We start from the raw sequence: 21,386 nt of genomic DNA, 5'->3' as shown, positions 1-21,386 counted from the left end.
GTTCGAAGGCTATGCAGTCAATTTGACCATGTCACTGGTAGGCTGTAAGATAGACTTTAGCAGGTTTTTCGTGCGAAAAGTTTACTTTTGCCCAGTTTGACACTGTTCCAGCTTTATTTGTTTTGTTGAATCCGCAGATTTCTATTATTGCTCCATTATACAACGAAACCGAATCGTTTCCGCGTCTTATAAAACGGCTGAATGCCATAATGGATACTTCTCCCCATGCAATCAAAGTGGTATCGATTGATGGCGGGAGCCGCGATAATACGGCTGTTTTGATGCAACAGCTTGCCCTGACTGATAGCCGGTACCACTTTTTTCAATCAAAAGGAAGGCCATTTTATGTGGTCAGGGACATAATTCGGGAGAAGCAGCGTTAACCGTTGTCTGTTCGGTACTCGTCAAACTAGGCGGCCATAAATCCCCAATAGTCCCTTTTTGTAAATCATTAATTATTGTTGTGAACCCCGATACCATTGGATAAAACGCTAGCCAGCTATCCCGACCGCATCAATGTCGTCATTCCGCTCTTTAATGACTGGCAGGCACTCGGACTTTTATTAGAGCGTATTCAGGCGGTAAATGAGGCCACGCTGGTTCGCCGGTTGGACTTTCTCATTGTTGACGATTGCTCGTCGACAAACTTCGAAACCTTACCAGCCGGTATTGGACAGTCGCTGTCGATTCTGCGGTTATTCCGGAATGTCGGCCATCAGAAAGCCATAGCCCTTGGCCTTTCGTATCTGGCCTCCTTACCCGAGCAGTACCCGACAATCGTGATGGATTCTGACGGTGAAGACCGGCCCGAAGATATTCCGGAGCTGATAAAAACCGGCGTGAGCAGTCCGGACCGGATTGTCTTTGCACACCGGGCCAAACGGCACGAAAGCTTCGTCTTTCGCTTATTCTACGAAGTGTATAAACGGGTATTTCAATTGCTTACCGGCAAAGTCATTACGTTTGGGAATTTCAGTCTTGTGCCCGCCCGGCAGTTGCGTAAGCTGACCCATGTTTCGGAAATCTGGAACAACTACCCCGGTGGCGTTATCCGCTCCCGGTTACCTTATACCGCTGTGCCTCTGGAAAGGGGACGTCGGCTGGCGGGCGAATCCAAGATGAACTTCGTTTCGCTGGTGCTGCATGGTCTGAGTGCTGTTTCGGTACTTATGGATACCACCGCCGTACGCCTGGCGTTGTTTTGCGTTATCATGGTCGTCGTATCGGTATCCGGTATCGGTATGGTGGTTGCCCTACGGTTGTTTACCGATACAGCCGTGCCGGGCTGGGCCAATTATTTAGTGTTCTCTTTCCTGATCGTTATCTTACAGGCCTTCCTGATCTCGCTGTTGCTGGTCTTCATTGTTCTGTCTTACCGAACGCAGCCCCAGTTTATCCCGGCGCGTCAGTTTCAGGATTTTGTCGAAAAGGTCGAGAAGGTATATTAATGGAGTCGGCAAGATGATGTATCATCTTGCCGACTTACTCACTAACCGATGCTTTTTAATTCACTACAATTTTTACTTTTTTTTACGGTAGTTACCCTCAGTTACTTTAGTTTGAAGTGGCAGGGGCGATGGATCTTGTTGCTGGTAGCCAGTTGCTACTTCTACATGGTCTTCCAGCCCGCTTACATTCTGATTCTCTTTCTCACCATTGTGATTGATTACGTAGCGGGGATCTGGATTGAGAAATCAAGTGGTAAGTCCCGGCGATGGCTGCTGATTCTATCACTCATTTCGAACCTGGGTATTCTGGCTTTCTTTAAATACCTCGGCTTTTTTACTGAAAATATTTCCTTGCTGTTTGAGAAGTTGAGCATGCCCGGCGTTGCCGAATCGATAACGGAACTGGTAAACCGGGTGTTTGTGAAAGTGCTGCATGTGTTTGGGCAGAGCGGAATTTCGTCGTACAAAGACAACATGAGCATTTTGCCCATCGGGCTGTCGTTTCACACCTTCCAGGCCATGAGTTACACCATTGAAGTGTACCGGGGCAATCAAAAAGCCGAGAAACACTTTGGCATCTACGCGTTGTATGTCATGTTTTACCCGCAGTTGGTGGCAGGGCCCATTGAACGACCGCAGAATGTGCTTTGGCAGTTTCATGATTACTTCAAATACGATGTCGAGAAGGTAAAAGCGGGCCTGATGCAGATGGCCTTCGGGCTTTTCAAGAAACTCGTTATTGCCGATCGGCTCGCCATGCTCGTCGACCATGCCTATGCCGATCCGGCGCAGCAAAACGGCCTGACACTACTGATTGCCACTTTCTTTTACACCTTCCAGATTTACTGCGACTTTTCGGGTTATTCTGATGTGGCCATTGGGGCTGCCCGGGTGATGGGATTTACCCTGATGGAAAACTTTCGGACGCCATATGTTGCCCAGTCGGTCTCCGAGTTCTGGCGTCGGTGGCATATCTCGCTTTCGACCTGGTTTCGCGATTATCTATACATTCCGCTGGGTGGCAACCGAAAAGGAGAGTTGCGGCAGTACCTCAACATGCTCATCGTCTTTCTGGCTAGTGGTCTCTGGCATGGCCCTAACTGGACCTATGTCATTTGGGGCGGTCTGAACGGCTTTTACCAGATACTGGCTGTCCTGCGGGATAAGGCACTGTCCAGGATGGGCTTTTCGAGCACCCCGCCAAGTCTGGTTACCTCGCCGGTACAGGATAAGGAGAGCCGCAAGTCGCCCGTGCGGGTAGTTGTCAATGTGCTGATAACATTTACGCTGATCATGTTGACGTGGGTGTTTTTCCGGGCACGCAGCCTGGCCGACGCCTTCCTCATCCTAAAGCGGATACCAACGGCATCGCTGGCGGATACCATCAATAGTCCGCTCAATTCGGTGGAGATGTGGTTCTGCTTTTTTCTGATCATATTCCTCTTGCTGAAAGAGCAGTTTTACCTTACCATCCCAACGCGCAACACGATCCGTTTTGCGGTGCTGTTTGGCCTGATCTCGTTCGTAACTTATCTCTTTGGGGTGTTTTCCTCCAATCAGTTTATCTATTTTCAGTTCTAAGTAAACGGGAAGGGGGGGTCTAAACGCCATATCTTGACGATATGGCGTTTAGACCCCCCCTTCCCGTTTAAGGATTTTACTTCCAGCCGCCACCCAATGCCCGGTACGTGTTGACCATAGCATTCAGTTGTTGTACTTTAGTTTCAACCAGATCGAATGTGGATTCCAGTGCATCGCGTTGGGTCAGCAATACTTCCATATAATCGGCCCGTGCTGATTTAAAGAGCGTATTTGAGATATTGGTCGATTGAATTAACGCATCTACCTGCTTTGCTTTCAAATCATAGCTCTTTTGCAGGTTGTTAATATTGGATATCTGGTTGGCTACTTCGATGTAGGCGTTCAGAATGGTCCGTTCGTAATTGTACACAGCCTGTATCTGCCTGGCGTTGGCACTGTAATACATGGCTTTAATGGAGTTTCGGTTCACCAGTGGCCGGACGAAACCGCCAACCAGCGAATACAGAAACGATTCGGGCGTTAACAACAGCGTGGGCTTGTAGGAATTGAAACCCACGGCTGCCGAAAGGTCCAGCGAAGGAAGGAAGTTGGCTCTGGCCACCTGAACATCCAGCTTGGCTGCTTCCAGCTCCCGCTCGGCCCGCCGAATGTCCGGCCGGTTTTGCAGTAGCTGCGTAGGTATACCCGCGTGCATGGCTTCGGGGATTAATGTATTGAAGCCCTGCGTAGTCCGCTGAACGGGCTGCGGGAACCGGCCTATTAGAAAATTTATATGGTTCTCTGTTTCCGTGATCCGCTGCTGAATATCGTACTGAAGACTTTGGGTGCGGAGCACCTGCGCTTCAAATCGACGTACCGCCAGTTCCGTAACCTTGGCCGATTCTTTCTCCAGCCGTACGATGGACAGGGCATTGGTCTGAATATCGATGTTTCGCTTGACGATATCCAACTGGCTGTCGAGTCCCAACAATTCGTAATACGAGTTGGCAATTTCCGAAACCAGGTTCGTAACGGTAAAATTTCGTCCTTCGATAGACGATAAGTAGCGGATTGCTGCGGCTCGTTTGGCGTTGTGCAGCTTGTTCCAGATATCTACCTGCCAGGAAGCATTGGCCGACAACAGAAAATCGGGCAGGGGATTCGGGAAATTATGGCCGGGCCGAATTTCCGTACTCTCTTCGATCGCACCCGACCGGGTGTAGCGTCCCACTTTGTCGATACCGGCACCGGCTTGTAAACCGACAAACGGCAGATATTCCCCGGTTCTGGCTCTTATCTCGTTTTGGGCGATCTGAATCTCCTGTACCGAGATATTCAGTTCCTGGTTATTCCGCAGGGCGGTATCAATCAGGGCGGCCAGATTCGGGTCGGTGAAAAATTCCCGCCAGCTCGCTCTTCCTGTATTGAGCGTATCCTGCCCCGTGTTAAAACTGACCGGAACGTTTCTGTTTTCGGTTCGTGTAACCAATGCCGGGGTCTTGCACGACGTTATAGCTAACGTCGTGCAGGCAATACCCAGCCCTATCTTAATGCATTTTTTAAACATGGTTCGTGCTTTCTTCTGTGACAGGAAATTCGTCTAATTGGTGGACCAGATTATCGGTTAACGAATCAGCCTCTTCATCTTTGATCATCTTGCGGCCATCGGCCAGACTGCCAAATATGTAATACAAGCCGGGGATGATGACGACCCCAAAGATTGTTCCGAATAACATACCCCCCAGAGCCGACGCTCCAATGGTCCGGTTACCAATAGCCCCCGCACCCGTTGCAATGATCAGCGGTATCAAACCGGCCACGAAGGCGAAGGAGGTCATCAGAATTGGTCGGAAACGAACTCGGGCTCCTTCGATGGCTGCGTTCAGGATTGTTTCGCCCTGCTGTCGCTTTTGAACGGCAAACTCCACAATCAGTACGGCGTTTTTACCCAATAGACCAATCAGCATGATGAGTCCGATCTGTGCATAGATGTTGTTTTCCAGGCCCATCATTTTCAGTACCAGGAATGATCCGAATACCCCCACCGGCAGCGAGAACACAACAGCCAGCGGAATGATGAAGCTCTCGTACTGGGCGGCCAGTACAAAGTATACGAAAGACAATACGATCAGGAACACGTAAAGAGCCTCATTACCACGGATCGACTCATCGTACGAAAGACCTTCAAACGCGATGTCGTATCCTTTGGGCAGTGTCTTGGCGGCTACTTCCCGGATGGCCTGGATGGCATCGGCAGTGGTGTATCCCTTTGCCGGAAGCCCCTGAATAGCCGCCGAGTTATACAAGTTGAACCGGGTGATTTCGTTGGGTCCCTGCCCTTTTTTCAGGTGCATGAAGGCCGAGTAAGGGACCATCTCACCTTCATCGTTCTTGACAAACAACTTCAGCAGGTCGGTAGGAAGCCGCCGGAAACTGGGGTCCGACTGCACATACACCTTAAAGAACTGGTTGTACTTGATAAACCCTTGCTCGTACGTACTACCAATCATGATGTTGAGGTTATCCATCGCTTTGCCGATGGACACGCCCTTTTGCATGGCCAGTTTGTTGTCGATCTCCAGTTCGTACTGCGGATAGTTCGCGGCAAAGAAGGTAAACAAGCCCGTAAGCTCTTTCCGCTTGCCCAGGTTCTCCATGAACTGCTTGTTGATCTTGTCGAACTCGCTGTAGTCCGTATCGGTCGTTTTGTCGAGCAGACGCATCGAGAAACCACCCGATGTACCGAAACCTGGGATAGCCGGTGGTTCGAAGAATTCGACTGTTGCGCCGAGGTTTCTCGATTTCTCTTCCAGTTCCTCCATGATCTCTTTCACGTTCTTATCACGATCTCCCCAGCTTTTCAGGTTAATCAGACAGGTACCGGCGTTGGAACCCCGGCCTTCAGTCATGATCTCGTAACCGGCCAGCGAGGATACGGATTCGATACCCGGAACTTCTTCGCAAATCTTCTGAAGCCGTCGGGATACTTCGTTGGTTTTTTCCAGCGTTGAGCCCGGTGGCGTTTGAATAATAGCATAAATCGTGCTCTGATCTTCGTTCGGGATAAAGCCGGCAGGCAAAATCTTGTTCACGAATACGATGCCTGCGCAGAAACCCACCAGAATGGCGAACGTAACGAAACGGCGGCTAACAATTAATTTCAGCAAGCCAACGTACCACCCGGTCATTTTATCAAAGCCCCGGTTGAAACTGTCGAGTGCGCGGGTCAGCGGGTTTTTCTTGGGTGGGTGACCATGATGGTTTTTCAACAGCATGGCACACAACACAGGCGTTAACGTTAGGGCGATCAGTGCCGAAATCACAATGGAACTGGCCATAGTAATGGAGAACTGCCGATAGAAGGTACCCACCGGACCCGACATAAACGAAATGGGCAGGAACACCGATACCATCACAAGGGTAATGGCGATAATGGCGCCACTGATTTCTCCAAGCACTTTCTGAACAGCCCTGAAAGGGGTTAAATGCGGTTCTTCTTCCATCTTGGCGTGTACCGCTTCCACGACCACGATGGCATCATCGACCACAATACCAATGGCCAGTACCAGAGCGAAGAGCGTAATCAGGTTAATGGATAGTCCAAACGCCTGAATCACGAAGAATGCACCAATCAGCGATACCGGAACCGCGAGGATCGGGATCAGTGTGGACCGCCAGTCGCCCAGGAATATGAACACGACCAGCGCTACCAGAATAAACGCATCGCGCAGGGTATCGATTACCTGCTCGATCGACGCATCCAGGAAGTTAGATACGTCATAGCTGATTTTGTAGTCGACGCCCGGAGGAAAGGACGTTTTCATCACTTCCAGCTTTTTCTTCACTTCTTCAATAACATCGCTGGCGTTACTGCCGTAGTTTTGCCGCAACACGATAGCCGCCGACGGGTTGCCATCCAGATTGGAATAGATGTCGAAGAATTCGCTGCCTAATTCCACTCGGGCAATATCCTTCAGGTGAATGCTTTCACCGGCGGAATTGGCCCGGATAATAATCCCTTCGTACTCTTCCGGTTTATTATACCGGCCTTTGTAGGTAAGTACATATTCCAGCGACTGGGCGGCTATACCGGAGCTTTGACCAATCCGGCCCGGCCGACCGATAATACTCTGCTCGCCAATCGCCTTCATCACTTCTTCTACCGAAATGTTGTAGGCCCGCATGCGTTCGGGGTTGAGCCAAACACGCATGGCGTACCGGCGGCTACCCAGAATCTGCGCCCGCGCTACCCCTCTGGTCCGCTGGATTTCAGGGATCATTTTAACGGTAGCGTAGTTAAACAGGAATTTTTCGTCAATGCTCTTCTCTTTTGAGTAGAGGTTGACGTACATCAGCATACTAGGCTGAATAGGCGTAATGATAACCCCTTCGCGCTGTACCAGTTCGGGTAGGAGGGGCATAACCTGGTCCACCCTGGTTTTTACCCTGATAACGGCGTCGTTGGGGTCGGTACCCGGCTCAAAAATAATCCGGAGGGTAGCTTCACCAGCACTCGTTGCATCAGTTGCAATGTAGCGCATGTCCTGAACACCGTTGATCGCCTGTTCCAGCGTAATCAGCGTGGATTTAACGAGTACGTCGGCACTGGCCCCGGGATAAGCAATGAATATGTTTACCGTTGTGGGGGCAATATCGGGAAACTGAGAAATTGGTAAGCTCTTGATAGCCAGTACACCAATAAACACGATCATGATCGAGATCACGATAGCGAATACAGGTCTACGTATGAATTTATTGAACATGTCTTCTCCGTTTTAGACTAGTTGATTACTCGGCGTATAGACTCAGATTCGAGATGACAGAAGCAGGCTGCACGTAGTTATAGTGGATTTTCTCGTTTTCCTTTACCTGACGTAAGCCTTCCAGCAGAATCTTATCGCCTTTGTTCAAACCAGACTGAACGACAAAAATGTGCGGCATTTCGGCGGCTATCTTTATCTCCCTCGACCGGATCGTGTTGTTCTTATCTACCACATACACATACTTTTTCTCCAGTACTTCAAAGGTGGCTTTCTGCGGGATGATAAGGGCATTTTTCAGGGGCACCGTCATGCGTACGCTACCCGTTTCGCCATGACGCAGGAGGCCTTTGGGATTAGGAAAGGTAGCCCGGAAAGCGATGTTACCGGTTTCGTTGTTGAAGTCAGCTTCAATGGTCTGCACTTCGCCGGGATGGTCGAATAATTCATTGTTGGCCATCACCAGCTTCACATGCTTCATATTGTCGTCGTGGTGAGTTTTATAATCGAGGTACTCGGCTTCCGGTACGTTGAAATACACCCACATTTTGCTGTTGTCAGACAGCGTTGTCAGCAAATCACCATCATCGACAAGGCTACCTAACCGTACTTGAAAGTGATCCATAATGCCGCTGAACGGGGCACGGATCTCGGTGAACTGCAAGTGCGTTTTCGCGAGTGTCACGTCGGCGTTCGCTTTATCAAATTTGGCTTTGGCCAGCGCAAGCTCGTTTTTCGATACGATGTTGCTGTCGGCCAGGCGCTTGGTGTTCTGAAATTCGATGCCTACGTAATTGGCTTCCGCCTGCGATTTCTGTAGCTCGGCATTATAGACCACGGGCATGATCTGGAACATAAGCTGCCCTTGTTTTACGTACTGACCTTCGTCTACAAAAATCTTTTGCAGATAGCCCTTCTCCAACGCCCTCACCTCAATGTGCTGGATGGCATGAACCTGACACACGTAATCTTTGGTAGCCAGTGTATCTTTCTGTAAAGGACTTGTAACAAGGAATTTGACTTCCTCTTCTTTCTTTTCTTCTGCATTTGATGAACAGCCTATAGTGCCTAGAAAGGACAATACGGCGAACAAGCTCATGAGAATGGGATTTCTTTTCATACTAATTTTATTTTTACACGAACCTATTTTTGAAAATTTTGAGGGTCTGGTTGATGCTATCGCGAAGACATGGGGCTAACAATGGCTGCTTGCCCCGGCGGTGGAGCAGGCACCTGCTCTAAACGGCTAATCAGGCTGTCTTTCTGCTCATTTGCTCGTTTGCAGTCGGAGAGTTGCTGTTGCCAGGCCACGAGATCGACCGGACGAGCAGTGTAGCCTGATTCGTATTCGTAAAGGCCCAGCCGTTGGCTTTGCTCATACAGCAGAAAGCCATTGAATCCCAGCGAAAGAGCCAGGGCCAGTCCAAAACCATAGAGCAAAATCGAGGGAAAATTTCGGCGTTGCATAACTTGTATCCTTTGTACTTCAATACAAATCAAGCCCCGTAACATTAAAACGGTGTGAGAAGGAAATTAGAATGCATTAAAATTGTCCAAAAGCTTATTAATGCTGAATGTCAGTTGTATTTGTAAGTTGTTGTCTATTAGTATGTTATGTGGTTATTTGTATGTGTATATGAATTAAAATATGTATGTGTTATTAAAAAGATACTATTTTATATCTTAAAATGCCAAATTTAAAAGTCATTAAAATATAGTTGTTCTCACTATTTTGTAGGCTCATTATGGGTGTTTTGTATCGTTAAGTTTTAGGATTCACAAAATGGGGTTAGAGGAAACCTACCAATTGTGTAAAGTAATTAATACAATTTATTCCTGAATCGGTAAGGTGATCGTAACAGTGGTTCCCTGGTTCACTATGGAGTTAATATCGAGAATGCCTTGGTGTAAGTCGATGATCTTTTGGGTTACGGCCAGACCAATACCATAACCCGGCACACCTTCTACATTTTCCCCCCGGTAAAGCGGATCAAAAATGTGAGCAGCATCGGTGGCCGAAATGCCGCGCCCCTGGTCGGCAACGATTACAATGATCTGATCCTGCTTTGCTTTTAGCTGTACCGAAACGTCTTCGCTGGAGTACTTACAGGCATTATCCAGCACGTTCAAAAAAGCCGTCGTTAGCAGGGTAATGCTTCCTTTCACGGTGAACGAAGCTTCGTCGCCCGTCATGAATTGAAGTGGCAAACCCCGACCGGGATATTTTGTCTGTACCTGTCCAATAGCCGTGAGCAGGCAGTCGTCCACCTGAACGGGCGTTAAGGCAATGGTTCCATCGGTAACTTTAGCCAGACCAAGTAGGCCATTCGTCAGGGCAATCACTTTTTTCAGTTCTTGAATAGCGACTTCCATACTGTCGCGCCAGTCGGCCGGGTTGTGGTCGTAGCGAAGGGACGTTTCCAGCGTGCCCAGCGTGTTCGTAAGGGGGGTACGCAATTCGTGTGAAGCATGGGCTACAAAACTGCGTTGGGAGACAAAGGCATCTTCCAGCCGAAAGAGCATCTGGTTAAAGGTCATGGCGAGCTGAGCGATCTCATCCTGACGATTTCCTTCATTTACCCGCTTGTACAACTGGGTGGCGGTAATCTGCTCCACTTCGTCTACGATCTGGGAAATGGGATTCAGTACGCGCCCGGAGAAATACCAGCCAGCCAGCACGATCAACGTAAAGCCCAGCAGATTGGCCAGCAGCATTATTTTTTGCAATGTACCCAACTTTGCCAGGCCAATACGGTCATAGCCAGAGGCAAAAATATAAAACAGTTGTCCACGGTCCTGGTAGGGTATAGCGATGGATTCGATATGCCCACTTCTAAACTCAGAAAGCGGGTCGGTTGCCAGCAGGGGTATTTTCTCTTTGTAATAATCCGATTCTTTCAGGGTTCGGTTGGTGAAGACCAGATTGTGACGACTATCGTAAATACTGATCTGCTCCTCTACAATTGTGAGGAGGTCGGTACGCACCATATTCTTGAAAAAGTCGTCGTGTAAATGCCGACGGGAAATCAGCACCCGTCCGGCCACGCGGGCTTTTGACTCCAGTCGACTGTAAAACTCTTCCTGCCGATACAACGAATAAAAATACAGGACTAGCAACGACAGCGTAAGCTGGATGGCTGTAGCCAGCAACGTAAAAATTATGGTCAGGCGGTTTCGAATAAGCACAGCGTTGGTGGCGGGTTAATGGTTGTTGGTGATTCGTAATGGGTAGTAGTGCGTTCCGGAATAGTAACCATTAACGACTGACCAATTATTAACTAATCTTCCCGGAGTACATATCCCATGCCGACAATGGTATGGAGCAATTTTGGCGAATAACCTTTATCCAGCTTTTTACGCAGGTAGCTGATATACACGTCGATAACGTTGCTGTTATTGTCGAAGTTGAGACTCCAAACCCGTTCGCCAATGTCGACCCGCGAAATGATTTTTCCTTTGTTGAGCATCATGTACTCGACCAGTGCGTATTCGCGGGTGGTCAGGTCGATGCGTTTTCCGGCCCGTGTTACGGCTTTCGTATCCAGATTCAATTCCAGGTCGGCCAGCCTGAGGATGGTCTTTGGCCGGGAGCCGATCCGGCGTGTCAAGGCTCGAAGTCGTAACAGTAATTCCTGAAATTCAAATGGCTTGGCCAGGTAGTCGTCGGCTCCGGCATTGAAGCCATCCGATTTGTCTGCCATGCTATCCAGCGCCGTCAGCATCAAAACAGGCACAGCTTCGTTCTCCGACCGGATGTGCCGACACAGATCGAAGCCATTCATTTGCGGCAGATTGACATCCAGGATGATAAGATCATAAATATCCCGGCGAAATAAAGATAGGCCTGTACAGCCATCGTGGGCCACTTCGACTTCATAGCCTTCGGCCAGAATACCTTTTCGGATAAAAGAGGCTAACCGCTCTTCGTCTTCAACTAAAAGGATTTTCATGTTAACGTTTCTGGTTGAGTAGTATGGTGCACTCGTAACATATAGTCAACTCGAACTTCCCCCTTTTAGTTGGCTGGTTGGCCGGGGTGTGAATTTTCTAATGCTGTTCTAATCTGGTTCTAACTCCTGCCTAACTCGGGTACGTCACCTTTGTCATGTCAACCAGGGGATAGTTTTAAACTGTATCAGTTCAATCTGGTTGATGTAAAATCAAGAGAAATCATGAAAACGTACCTATTTATCGTCGCATTAAGCAGCTTTTTATTTTCGACGGCTTCGGCTCAGGATGATCGCAAGCTACGCAACGACCCTACTTATTCAACGCACAATTATAAACACCCGAACAAGGCGAAAACGGCTGAGTCCTGGAAAGGTCAATCGGGAATTGAGGTTCGTACGCCCGGCTTCGGCCAGCAGCCAGTTGCCAATTACAAACAGCCGGTACCGGGCAATGTACCCGCCGGTGGGGTAACGTTACCCCATACGCCGGAGATGGATGTGGCCGTGCGGAATTACAAAGCCCAGCAGACTAATGTAATCCGATTGGCCACCCAACCTGCCTCTGTTGCCGTTGAGCGGGTACCCGCCCAGCCGATTATTGGAGGCAATTAATAAGAACAAGGTTAAGGATATGTCGCAAACTTATTATAATCCCTTACGTTCCGGCCTGTTGGTCATTAGCTTGCTTGGCTTAATCCTGACGAGCATTTTTATGAGCCGAAGTAACACCCAAAAGATCCAGGAAGAGTCCGTATCTATCTACAAAGATCGGCTGGTGCCAACGGCTATTCTGGTCAATCTGATGTCAACGGTCTACGGCAAACGGATGATGCTTGAAGCCCAGCTTCTGGCTGCCGAAAAGCCCGATGTCGGTTTGGTTAGATCAAATTTGGATCAGTTTAACCGTCGGACAGACTCGCTGCTGACCGAGTTTAACCGAACCAAATTGACGGCTAAAGAAGCCGATCAACTTCGGTTGTTTAAGCGGCAGCTAAGCATATATGATCGGCTGGAAGTTGAACTGGCTACCCAGTTTACTTCGTTACCGAAAGACCGGCAGCTTCAGATTACCCGTACGGCCAGCATGGCGTTCGGTCAAACGGTACAGACGCTCAACGAATTAGCTGCCTTACAACTTACGGTAGGCCAGGAACTGCTGGAAGAATCGAGGGGAAAGACAAACGACATCTACATCTTAACTGCTTTACAAATAGGGCTGGTCCTGTTTGTTGGCTTAAGCCTATTCTGGCATCGCTTTTAAGGATATGCGGAAGAACTTTTCAAGGTCGAAATCAGGGCATTCGAAAGCCTGAAAAGGCGCTTCCGCAACCTTTGCTTGGCAACACCTATACATAGACCTATGTTCGAGTTGAGTTAACTTATTGCGTATTACTGACGCCCTCTCTTGGGAGGATATTCTTAGTAATGGAGGTTCATGCAGATGAACGCCCCGAACGAATTTGCAGGGTACGCTCAAGCAACAAACTAACAACTCAACTCGTACATCGGTGAAAAAACCTGTTCCTACACTCGGCGTCAGCCTGTCACAAAAGACAAAATACGTTCTTAGCCTGAGCTCATGGCTGGTAATTATAGCGGCTGGCGTGCTGTTTTTTATGTCCATGAGCAGTCTGACCTGGGGCCTGACCAGCCTGATCAACCAGGACGTAAACGGCGTCTGGTATGTAACGGGCGGTGCACTGCTGCAAGGGGGGGCTATTTCGAGCGTCTGGATAGTGGAGAAAAAAGCCTTGACCCGACCTGCTGACCGTTCCTGAAGGCGCTGGCTGAACCCCGGTTACTTGGCCTGTGCAGAAAAAGCCAGCGCTACGCCGTTCATGCAATACCGCAAACCGGAAGGCGCTGGTCCATCCGTAAAAACGTGCCCCAGATGGGCATCGCAAACCGAACACCGTACTTCTGTCCGATTGCCATCCGCTTCAGTATAAACGGCATTGGAAACAACAGGCGCGTAGAAACTGGGCCAGCCAGTGTGGGAGTCGAATTTGGTGGCGGACGAAAAAAGCGGATTCTGACAACACACACATCGGTATATACCCTCCTGCGTTTCGTGCGTCAGATCACTGCTGTTGGGCCATTCGGTGCCGCTTTCCCGGGTTATGTTGTATGCCGAACGTGTTAAAATCGCTTTCCAGTCGGCATCCGTTTTCTCCACACGCCGATTGCCGGGCGAGGTGGTGCCCGCCGGGCGTTTATGCGGAGGACGGGGTGCGGCAAGGTAAGTTCCATAAATCCATAATCCACCAGCCAGCAGAAGCGCTATCAAAAAGAAAAACCTGTTTTGCCGCATAGATAAAGTCCCGGAGGGTTTCCTATGAAACGCAAAACAGGTAGTATGACGTTCACAAACGGCTAACGACCAATGGCTACTTTACGAAGAATGGAGTCAATGACCTGTAAGGTTGTAACCCCGTCGGCTTCCGCTTCGTAGTTGAGCATAATGCGGTGATTGAATACATCCGGCGCTACTTCTTTAATGTCTTCGGGCAGGACGTAATCGCGCCGGTCGAAATAGGCAAGGGCTTTCGCGGCCAGATTCAGATTGATACTGGCACGGGGCGAGACGCCAAACTGGATGTAGCGGGCTTCATCCCGGAGGCTGTACTCCAGCGGTCGGCGAGTGGCGAAAACCAGTTCTATAATGTATCGTTCAAGGGTTTCGGAGATGGTAATGGCATTTATGTCATTGCGGATGGCTACCAAATCTTCTTTACCCAGTACGGGTTTTACCTCATAGGCGAAATTCATGTTCGACATTCGACGCATCACCTCTATTTCATCCTCCCGGCTCAGATAGTCCACAAAGACTTTCATCATAAATCGGTCCACCTGGGCTTCAGGAAGGGGGTAGGTGCCTTCCTGCTCCACCGGATTCTGGGTGGCTAATACCAGAAATGGCCGGTCGAGAACAAAGGTTTCCTCTCCGATCGTCACCTGTTTTTCCTGCATGGCTTCGAGCAGGGCTGCCTGCACTTTGGCCGGCGATCGGTTGACTTCATCAGCCAGGATCAGATTCGCAAAAATAGGCCCCTGCTTTACCTCAAACTCAGCCGTTTTCTGATTGAAGATCATGGTACCAATCAAATCGGCGGGGAGCAGATCGGGCGTAAACTGAATTCGCTGAAAATCCAGTTCGAGTACCTTGGCTAAGGTGTTGATGGTAAGCGTTTTGGCAAGGCCCGGAACCCCTTCGAGCAGAATATGGCCCCCGGTAAACAGCCCAATGAGCAATCGATTGAGGAGCCGGTCCTGGCCAACCACAACCTGACTCATTTCGCTGAATACTTCGCGGATTTTAGTGTGGTAGGTGAATGAAGGGGTTGATTGCATAAGCTAAAAAGTCGCATGACTTACCGACTACGTTTAAAATGTTGCCCGTATGCTGCGGTCTTTACCGTGAATATCTTTGTATACCTGAATCTTCGTAAAACCCCGATCGGCAAATACCTGACGCGTCGCTTCACCAAAGCGCTCGTTGATCTCTACGTAGCAGGCTCCCTCTTTGGTGAGGTGGCGAACGCAGAAATCGGCAACGGCTTTGTAAAAAACCAGCGGGTCATTATCCTCCACGAACAGCGCAAGGTCGGGTTCGTAATCCAATACATTTCGGTCCATATCGGCGGCCTCAGAACGGGTAACATAAGGAGGATTGCTCACCACACAGTCGAAACGCTCATTAAAATCTGCCGGAACATTTAAAATGTCCTGAATCGAAAACTGGACATCAGCTTTCAGATGCTCCGCATTCTGACGGGCCAGCGTAAGGGCTTTTTCCGAAACATCCCAGCCTGTTACCACCGACTGGGGCAGGAATCGCGCCATCGTAATCGCAATGCAGCCACTGCCGGTACCAATATCCAGAATGGGCACATCATCGACCCGGTCTGCAAAATCGTGCATGATCAGTCGAACCAGGTCTTCGGTTTCGGGGCGGGGGATCAGCACATCGGGCGATACCTCGAACTCTAACCCGCAGAAAATCGTCGTGCCGATAACATGCTGGATGGGTTCCTGCCGGTTCAGCCGTTCCAGAATTTTAAACCAGTCGGGCTCGGTACGGTTGGGGGGGAGGGGTTTATCGGTTAATACATCGGTCTTACGCAGACCAAAATAATGGTCGAGCAGCATGAACGCCATTTCCCGCGCTTCTTCGGGCGGATAGGCGGTGATATTCTTGCTGAGACGTTCGTATAAGGGTTTGGCAGTAGCCATTTGAATCGGGACTAGTAATTTTGTCAAAAATAGGGAAGTTTTCCCTGAAACATGGCTTCCTTCCCGGGCAAGAGTGCGTATGCTCTCATCTGGCCTGTCCGGAGCCTGGAAGAAGATCAGCCGGGAAACAACCTTTGCCGCCAAAACCGCCCTGACCGCCGGTCGTTTTTGGCTAACTTTGAAAAATGAATATGTCTGTTGATGATCGTTTTATGCGCCGTGCGCTCGAACTGGCTAGGCTTGGGCGAGGACACGTAAGTCCAAATCCAATGGTGGGCTGTGTCATTACGCATGGCTCCGGCAGCCAAGAGCGCATCATTGGCGAAGGCTGGCACAAGCAGTATGGCGACTGGCATGCCGAAGTCAATGCGGTCAACGCCGTACAGCCAGAAAATCAACATTTGCTCGCCGAAGCAACCGTGTATGTTACCCTGGAACCCTGTTCGCACTGGGGAAAAACGCCCCCCTGCGCCGATCTGTTGATTGAACGCCGGGTGAAGCGGGTTGTTTGTTGCAACGATGACCCTAATCCACTGGTGTCCGGTCAGGGATTTGCGAAACTACGGGCTGCTGGCATACAGGTCGAGACGGGTGTTCTGGCTGAAGAAGGACGTTTGCTGAACGCCCGATTCTTTACATTTTTTGAGCACAAACGGCCCTATATTCTTCTAAAATGGGCTGAAACCGCCGATGGATTCATTGCTGGAGAAGGCGGTAAACCCGTTAAAATAAGCGGTGATCTGGCGCATCGGCTGGTCCATCGCTGGCGGGGTGAGGAAGATGCCATCCTTGTTGGTACGAACACGGCCCGACTGGATAACCCGCGCCTGAATACGCGTTTATGGGCAGGTAAAAACCCCATACGTATTGTACTGGACCGAAACCTGACGCTGGGCACCGACCTGAATTTGTTCGATGGTTCGCAAGCAACGCTTGTCTACCATGCTTCCCAAACGGACGTGCCGCCCGACGCCCCCAATGTTAATTACATATTTGCCGAATCGCTGGATCAGGTAGTACATGACCTCTACCAGCGTAAGGTGCAGTCGGTGCTGGTAGAAGGGGGGGCAGCTGTATTGACCTCTCTCATGGAGGCTGACCTGTGGGACGAAATACGTGTTTTTCGTAATCCAATGATGCTTGGCGCAGGAGTCAAAGCACCCACCGTACGGGGCGTATTCCGTAATCGGGAGAAAGTAGAGTCTGACGAATTGACTAGATACACACAACGATAAAGGCAAACCTCTGCCGGATACTTATTACCCGTTTGATCTACGTTTTAAGGCTGACACTGTCAGCAACAGTCATGACTGCACAGGTCAACTGGGCAAAATTGCTGCCGGGCGTTGGGACATTTTCGTCCCCGTGTGTAACCGATCCCAACCACGATGGCGTGGTGGGTATTGTCGTTGGGGTGGGACGACGTGTTCAGGTGAGACCGGCTACAAAAAAACTTCGGTCGATGAACGCGTCAGTTGCCTGAACGCACCCATCGACCGAAGCCCGTCATGTTGCCTATTTAAGAACCTATTGAGACTGAGCAACCGGCAAGGCGTTACTGCCTATGTTGCCGCTGGCCATCAACTTGGTGCCCGACATAATCTTCACATTCGCGTTATAAGTGCCTAGTTTATCGTAGAAACCTGCTTCGCTGATAATGTAGTATTTGGTGGTAGCAAAGTCCCCGGTAGCACCATTAATGGCGTCGAGCGTTTTGAGCGACTTGCTCGAGTTGTCGGCGAGTTTGCCTTCGTAAATGGCCGACGAGTAGGTGGTACCCGAAACGGTATTGTAAAGGCCCATTTCCACCATCGTAACCGAAGTGCTGTACTTATAGAATACCACTCGTCCATAAACCGTAGAGCCCGTTGCCGAGGCTAACGAATAGGATTTATATGTCGTTACAGTACCACCGCCAGGAGCCACACTTGTATTGGGCTCATATTTGTTCTGCTCGCACGAACTCAAAAAAACGAGCATGCACAGAAACAGGCCTAGTACTGGAACAACGGTTCTTGTATTATTGAATCGATTCATAGCTGGAGTTGCGGTTAGAAGTTGAAGGTTAAACGGCCATAGTAGTACGCACCATTTGACCCTTGCTGATTGTTGGAGTACAGATAGAAACCCTGATTCTCAGGACGGAGTATTTGTGGGTATTTATCGAAGATGTTACTACCGCCAATCGATACTTTCACGTTCCGATTCAGGTCATAGCCGAAGCTCAGGTCAAAAACGGCTTGTGGCGAGAAGGTCTGATCATAGAAGTTGCCATCGTTGTCTGAAGAAACTGACCGCTCCGTTACAGTGCCAAAGTAGGTACCACGCAGCATGGCATTGAATCGGTTAACCCGATACGTTACCGAACCAATCAGTTTGGTCCGTGGCGTACCTGTTTCAAACTGCCCGATGATATCGCGGCTGAGGTACTTGCCCACAATTTGCTCCGACGTAAGATTGGCCACATTCAGGTCAAGGACTTTCCGGTTGAGAACCGTGTTTTTGCTGAGAATAGTGGCCAGCGTAAACGTTACGCTTTTGCCTTTCTGAAGATTAAGGGTATAGTTACCAACGGCCTCAAGACCTTTCGAGCGAACATCGGCACCATTCACGAAGAACTGAGCTTCCCCTTCACCAATTACCTCGCCGTAGTTGTTGCCAACTTCCAACGCGTTGAAATAGCTGGTTCTGAAAATCCGGTTGTCGACATCAATTTGATACGCATCCAGTGTTACTTCAAAACCTGGGGCCGGCTGGTAAGTAAGGCCTATGCCATACGTACGCGATTGTTCCTGCTTCAGGCCTTTGATGCCCAACACCCGTGCCGCTGTGCTGTTGGTAGGATACGTGGTTACATCAAGTGGCTGGGGAATACCGTTCTTATCCGGTACGAAGGCTGTAGCGGTGTGCGTATAGTTCAATTCCTGCAACGAAGGTGCCCGAAAACCTGTGGCAATCGAACCACGCAGCGAAAGCGTTTTGGTGATCGAATAGCGAGCAGCCAGTTTACCAATCGTTACGCCACCAAAATCAGAATAGTTCTCCAGACGGAATGCACCGGCCACGAGGAATTTCCGGGTGAGCTCCAGTTCTGCGTCCAGATAGGCGGCCATTGTCGTTCTGAACTCATTTCGCTCATTTTTAGGACCGAAACCCGCGAAGCACTGGCAGTTCGAGGAGAGGGACTTGACCGTTACCTGCTGGCCAGCCGTTACTGCCAGGGGGTTTCCGTTGGCATCAACAATAGGAGTGCTGCTGGCATTTTCCAGCGGTTTACCGTCCGGGCCAACCAGGAGGCCTTCTTTGCTGACGGTAACAATGCCTGCTGTTCCATAGGCGTAACTTTCTTCCTGCCCTTTCATGATCTTGTAATTTTCAATTCGCATCTCAGCGCCGAAAGCGATGTTCAAGCCGTTCATGATGCCTTTGAAGTAACGGGACATGTCGAGGTTAGTCGAGTTCTGAGAGAACTGATGAGTTCCCAGGTTCATGTTCACCGGCGAATTGGAGCCCAAGGACGCATTCATGGTGTTGACCATGCCAAGGCGCATCGTATTGCGGCCGAAGGTGTTGCTGAAGTCAACGCTGAACTCGCCGATCTTGCTCTTGAGGCCAATGGTATTCGACACATCCGAGGTGTTGGAGGTCATCTGAGGCCGGAAACCGTTTGGATAGAGCAGGTAATTGAAGCGGTCAGTTTGGGCGGGTCGGCGGAAATAGCAGGAGAAGCCTTCCAGATACTTATACGATGCGCCCCCAAAACTATAGATGGTGGTGGTTGGATTTATCTCGTACCCCGCGTTGTAAAAGGTGCTGCCCAGCGTAATGGCGGGCATACCGGCGTACACGGCAAAATCGGCTTTGGTTAGCCCCCGAGCGCTCATCAACCCGGTTTCTGTGGTCAGTGCGGCAATCTGTGAGGTGTTGCCTGCCGCTTGGGCGTTGATTAGTTCAGGGTTGGTAATAACTGGGTTGCCTGCTTTGTCAGTCCGCAGGTTGTTGAGGTAGGTTTTATCGAAAAAGCCCCAGTCATTCACGAACGGGCGCAGCGTTGGCCGTCGTTGCGTAATCTGGCCCGACATGTTAAAATAGCCTTTATCCCCAATCTTGAAGCCGTAGTTAGCGTCAAACTGGTAGTTGAAGCCGTCAGGTTTGCCTGATTTTGTCAGCGCTCCGGCCTGACCGCCTGTGTTGGCGTACCCGCCACCGGTCAAATTAGCCGTTAGTTTATTGGTGCCTTTCTTGAGGATGATGTTCACCACACCCGCAACGGCGTCAGAACCGTACTGGGCAGCGGCACCATCGCGGAGGATTTCGACCCGGTCAATGGCCGAAACAGGGATTGTCATCAGGTCTACCGTTGTTGAGGGGCTACCCACGGCAGTTTCTGTAATGAGGAGAGCCGATGTGTGGCGTCGCTTTCCATTTACCAGCACAAGAATCTGGTTCGGAGCCATGTTCCGCAACTGAACGGGATCGACATGCGAGTTCAAATCACCCCCCTGCGACCGAACAGCATTGAAACTGGGTGCCACAAAAGCCAGCATTTGCGCAAGGTCGATTTGCGGTAGCTCGCCCATGATGTCCTTGATCGAAATAACATCGACCGGAACGGGCGTTTCCAGAATGGTACGCCCGGTATTGCGCGACCCCGTGACAATCAACTCCGTCAGTTGCGTAGCGTCTTCATCCAGCGAAATGTTGAATGCAGTCTCATTACCTACTTTGACTTCCTTTGTTTTGAAGCCAATGAAACTAAACACAAGCACGTCGTTAGGGGTGGCTTCCAGCGAGAATTTCCCGTCGCCATCCGTCACAGCTCCCTTACGGCTGTTGCCTTTTACCAATACATTGACGCCCTGTACTATTTCGGAGTTAACGCTGGAGACTACTTTACCGGTTATTCGCTTGCTTTGTGCCAGGGCGGACGTCGGACAGAGAGCGACCATCATGAACATGGCAACCAACACAGGTAGAATGTCATGCTTACGTAATTTTATTTCCATGTTTAGCATTTAGATAAAGTTGAACACACTGATTGTTAGGTCACTATTTATTCTCGGGTAGTTATTCTTAGCCGGATATTGCTGGTTAGTATTGAAAAAGTTTGGGCAATGGACTACCATTAGCCGATTTTTTCGACTACTGTATGCTAGTAAACGGAATGCGTAAATGCCGACGGTAATCAAGTCGATCCTGAACGATCGTTTAATTACCCGCTCATTTAATAAATGAACCCCTGTTGATAATTCGCGCGCACGAAACGAGAGGTAATTTTTTGTTGTACTTTGTCAAATATGCCTACTAAAATTATGAGTTCAAATAAATAGGTAGAATTAAATACTGTTTTATTTGATTAATGCAATATTAAATTGGTAGTCGAATATTTTTTTACGGAAGTTCAATCGGAGGTAGTGTAATCAATAGAGTAATTCATCCCTAAATTGCTATTAAATAGATACTCAGTTGCCACC

At 49.6% G+C, this 21,386-nt stretch carries 20 protein-coding genes; 9 read left to right on the top strand and 11 right to left on the bottom strand.

What is annotated here, in order from left to right; genetic code table 11:
- Positions 1-122: 122 nt before the first annotated feature.
- The 3 genes from ACYVJM_RS06080 to ACYVJM_RS06070 all read left to right on the top strand — a co-directional run bounded on the left by ACYVJM_RS06080 (position 123) and on the right by ACYVJM_RS06070 (position 3,029).
- The gene (locus ACYVJM_RS06080) at positions 123-383 is read left to right on the top strand and encodes a glycosyltransferase (RefSeq protein ID WP_461147300.1); all 261 of its coding nucleotides are present in this window, start codon (positions 123-125) and stop codon (positions 381-383) included.
- A 96-nt stretch (positions 384-479) separates the two neighbouring features.
- A complete protein-coding gene (locus tag ACYVJM_RS06075; protein ID WP_461147299.1) occupies positions 480-1,448 on the top strand; it encodes a glycosyltransferase in 969 nt (322 codons plus the stop codon).
- 48 nt (positions 1,449-1,496) lie between these two features.
- Complete coding sequence (locus ACYVJM_RS06070) at positions 1,497-3,029, top strand: MBOAT family O-acyltransferase (protein WP_461147298.1); 1,533 nt, start codon at positions 1,497-1,499, stop codon at positions 3,027-3,029.
- Positions 3,030-3,105: 76 nt separating this feature from the next.
- Here ACYVJM_RS06070 and ACYVJM_RS06065 read toward each other — a convergent pair whose 3' ends face one another.
- The 6 genes from ACYVJM_RS06065 to ACYVJM_RS06040 form a co-directional block, all read right to left on the bottom strand.
- Positions 3,106-4,536, bottom strand: a complete 1,431-nt coding sequence (locus tag ACYVJM_RS06065) for a TolC family protein (protein ID WP_461147297.1) — start codon at positions 4,534-4,536, stop codon at positions 3,106-3,108.
- Positions 4,529-7,732 carry an efflux RND transporter permease subunit gene (locus tag ACYVJM_RS06060; protein ID WP_461147296.1) on the bottom strand — a complete coding sequence of 1,068 codons (3,204 nt, stop codon included), beginning with the start codon at positions 7,730-7,732 and terminating at the stop codon, positions 4,529-4,531. The genes ACYVJM_RS06065 and ACYVJM_RS06060 overlap by 8 nt, the downstream gene beginning before the upstream one ends.
- 25 nt (positions 7,733-7,757) lie before the next feature.
- Positions 7,758-8,849: an efflux RND transporter periplasmic adaptor subunit gene (locus tag ACYVJM_RS06055; protein ID WP_461147295.1), complete on the bottom strand. Its 1,092-nt coding sequence runs from the start codon at positions 8,847-8,849 to the stop codon at positions 7,758-7,760.
- A 56-nt stretch (positions 8,850-8,905) separates the two neighbouring features.
- The gene (locus ACYVJM_RS06050) at positions 8,906-9,196 is read right to left on the bottom strand and encodes a hypothetical protein (protein WP_461147294.1); all 291 of its coding nucleotides are present in this window, start codon (positions 9,194-9,196) and stop codon (positions 8,906-8,908) included.
- Between the two features lie 363 nt (positions 9,197-9,559).
- Entirely contained in the window at positions 9,560-10,915 is a 1,356-nt protein-coding gene (locus ACYVJM_RS06045) for a HAMP domain-containing sensor histidine kinase (protein WP_461147293.1), read from the bottom strand.
- A 92-nt stretch (positions 10,916-11,007) separates the two neighbouring features.
- Positions 11,008-11,679, bottom strand: a complete 672-nt coding sequence (locus ACYVJM_RS06040; protein WP_461147292.1) for a response regulator transcription factor — start codon at positions 11,677-11,679, stop codon at positions 11,008-11,010.
- Between the two features lie 222 nt (positions 11,680-11,901).
- Between ACYVJM_RS06040 and ACYVJM_RS06035 the strand changes: the two genes are divergently transcribed.
- The 3 genes from ACYVJM_RS06035 to ACYVJM_RS06025 all read left to right on the top strand — a co-directional run bounded on the left by ACYVJM_RS06035 (position 11,902) and on the right by ACYVJM_RS06025 (position 13,457).
- A complete protein-coding gene (locus tag ACYVJM_RS06035; protein ID WP_461147291.1) occupies positions 11,902-12,291 on the top strand; it encodes a hypothetical protein in 390 nt (129 codons plus the stop codon).
- 19 nt (positions 12,292-12,310) lie between these two features.
- Entirely contained in the window at positions 12,311-12,940 is a 630-nt protein-coding gene (locus ACYVJM_RS06030) for an MCP four helix bundle domain-containing protein (protein WP_461147290.1), read from the top strand.
- A gap of 247 nt (positions 12,941-13,187) precedes the next feature.
- Positions 13,188-13,457, top strand: a complete 270-nt coding sequence (locus ACYVJM_RS06025; protein ID WP_461147289.1) for a hypothetical protein — start codon at positions 13,188-13,190, stop codon at positions 13,455-13,457.
- A 20-nt stretch (positions 13,458-13,477) separates the two neighbouring features.
- On the opposite strand, the gene msrB is transcribed toward ACYVJM_RS06025, so the two are convergent.
- The 3 genes from msrB to prmC all read right to left on the bottom strand — a co-directional run bounded on the left by msrB (position 13,478) and on the right by prmC (position 15,912).
- The gene (msrB, locus tag ACYVJM_RS06020; RefSeq protein ID WP_461147288.1) at positions 13,478-13,990 is read right to left on the bottom strand and encodes a peptide-methionine (R)-S-oxide reductase MsrB; all 513 of its coding nucleotides are present in this window, start codon (positions 13,988-13,990) and stop codon (positions 13,478-13,480) included.
- A gap of 62 nt (positions 13,991-14,052) precedes the next feature.
- A complete protein-coding gene (locus ACYVJM_RS06015) occupies positions 14,053-15,030 on the bottom strand; it encodes an AAA family ATPase (protein WP_461147287.1) in 978 nt (325 codons plus the stop codon).
- A gap of 33 nt (positions 15,031-15,063) precedes the next feature.
- The gene (prmC, locus tag ACYVJM_RS06010) at positions 15,064-15,912 is read right to left on the bottom strand and encodes a peptide chain release factor N(5)-glutamine methyltransferase (protein ID WP_461147286.1); all 849 of its coding nucleotides are present in this window, start codon (positions 15,910-15,912) and stop codon (positions 15,064-15,066) included.
- Between the two features lie 79 nt (positions 15,913-15,991).
- Between prmC and ACYVJM_RS06005 the strand changes: the two genes are divergently transcribed.
- The 3 genes from ACYVJM_RS06005 (at position 15,992) to ACYVJM_RS05995 (ending at position 17,395) form a co-directional block, all read left to right on the top strand.
- Positions 15,992-16,114: a hypothetical protein gene (locus ACYVJM_RS06005; RefSeq protein WP_461147285.1), complete on the top strand. Its 123-nt coding sequence runs from the start codon at positions 15,992-15,994 to the stop codon at positions 16,112-16,114.
- Positions 16,104-17,147, top strand: a complete 1,044-nt coding sequence (ribD, locus tag ACYVJM_RS06000) for a bifunctional diaminohydroxyphosphoribosylaminopyrimidine deaminase/5-amino-6-(5-phosphoribosylamino)uracil reductase RibD (RefSeq protein ID WP_461147739.1) — start codon at positions 16,104-16,106, stop codon at positions 17,145-17,147. Before ACYVJM_RS06005 ends, ribD begins: the two co-directional genes overlap by 11 nt.
- Positions 17,148-17,218: 71 nt before the next feature.
- Positions 17,219-17,395: a hypothetical protein gene (locus tag ACYVJM_RS05995; protein ID WP_461147284.1), complete on the top strand. Its 177-nt coding sequence runs from the start codon at positions 17,219-17,221 to the stop codon at positions 17,393-17,395.
- A gap of 44 nt (positions 17,396-17,439) precedes the next feature.
- Here the strand turns inward: ACYVJM_RS05995 and ACYVJM_RS05990 are convergent, their stop codons facing one another.
- Both ACYVJM_RS05990 and ACYVJM_RS05985 read right to left on the bottom strand, forming a co-directional pair.
- A complete protein-coding gene (locus ACYVJM_RS05990) occupies positions 17,440-17,949 on the bottom strand; it encodes a hypothetical protein (RefSeq protein WP_461147283.1) in 510 nt (169 codons plus the stop codon).
- A 14-nt stretch (positions 17,950-17,963) separates the two neighbouring features.
- Positions 17,964-20,918 (bottom strand): TonB-dependent receptor, encoded by a 2,955-nt coding sequence (locus ACYVJM_RS05985; protein WP_461147282.1) that lies wholly within the window; start codon positions 20,916-20,918, stop codon positions 17,964-17,966.
- Positions 20,919-21,386 lie beyond the last annotated feature (468 nt).

This window comes from Spirosoma pulveris (assembly GCF_054781875.1).
Note: the sequence above shows the minus strand (reverse complement) of the source record. Positions and strands in the feature narration are given on the sequence as shown.